Origin of the sequence: Pseudomonas sp. Irchel s3f7, assembly GCF_900187615.1 — a bacterium.
GTDB lineage: Bacteria > Pseudomonadota > Gammaproteobacteria > Pseudomonadales > Pseudomonadaceae > Aquipseudomonas.
Genome location: NZ_FYDO01000068.1, coordinates 1 through 1,208, shown reverse-complemented (window position 1 = coordinate 1,208; position 1,208 = coordinate 1). Strand labels below are relative to the sequence as shown.

Annotated in this window: 1 protein-coding gene; it reads left to right on the top strand. The window is 56.1% G+C overall.

Annotation, left to right across the window (positions count from 1 at the left end; genetic code table 11):
* The coding region (locus CKW19_RS28200) for an IS256 family transposase (RefSeq protein ID WP_095061785.1) at window positions 1-1,208 on the top strand (1,208 nt) is incomplete at both ends.

The following is a 1,208-nucleotide window of genomic DNA, read 5'->3' as shown; positions in this document are numbered from 1 at the left end:
TACCGAAAATCCCGAAAGAGCTGCTCGAGCAATTCACCGATGGACCGATGACCGCTGAAGCCATTGAGGACGCCTCTGCGGCGTTCAAGAAGGCTTTGATCGAGCGAGCCCTCAGTGCTGAGCTTGGTCACCACCTGGGCTATCCGCCGGGCGCGCAGCGCCCAGAGGATGAAACCAACCAGCGCAATGGCAAGAGCGCCAAGACGGTTCTAACCGGCGATGGCCCGCTTCGACTGGACATCCCTCGCGACCGGGACGGCAGTTTTTCGCCCATCCTGATTCCTAAACACGAGCGCCGTTACACCGGCTTCGACGACAAGATCATCGCCATGTATGCCCGTGGAATGACGGTCAGAGAGATCCGTGCGTTTCTTTCCGAGCAGTACGGTACGGACGTTTCTCCTGACTTCATCAGCTCTGTAACCGACGAGGTCATGGCAGAGATCGGTGCATGGCAACAGCGGCCTTTGGAACCGATGTATCCGGTTATTTTCTTCGATGCATTACGGGTCAAAATCCGCGAAGAGGGGCTGGTTCGCAACAAGGCGATCTACTTGGCGCTGGGGGTTTTGCCTGACGGAACACGCGATATTCTCGGCATTTGGATCGAAACTACCGAAGGCGCCAAATTCTGGATGAAGGTTTTCAACGACCTCAAGACACGCGGCGTCGAAGACGTGTTGATTGCAGTGACCGATGGCCTCAAAGGTATGCCAGAAGCTCTCAGCGCGGTATTTCCAGAAACGACACTGCAAACATGCATTGTTCATCTGATCCGCAACAGCCTTGATTACGCGGCTTGGGATAAGCGTCGCGAACTGGCCAAGGCGCTCAAGCCGATCTATCAGGCGGTCACCGCCGAAGCGGCCGAGCAGGCGCTGGATGCGTTTGAAAGCGGGCCATGGGGCAAGCAGTATCCGACGGTAGTGGCTGCATGGCGCCGCGCTTGGGATCGGGTGATTCCATTTTTCGTTTTCCCGCCGGCGATCCGAAAAGTGATCTATACGACCAACGCCATTGAGAGCATCAACGCTCAACTGCGCAAGATCATCAAGACCCGAGGTCACTTCCCAACCGACGATGCGGCGACAAAACTGATCTGGCTTGGGCTGCGCAACATCACAGCAAACTGGGGCTCAGCGGCCCATGACTGGAAAAGTGCGATGAATCAATTCGCGATTCTGTACGGAGATCGATTTATCAGGCCA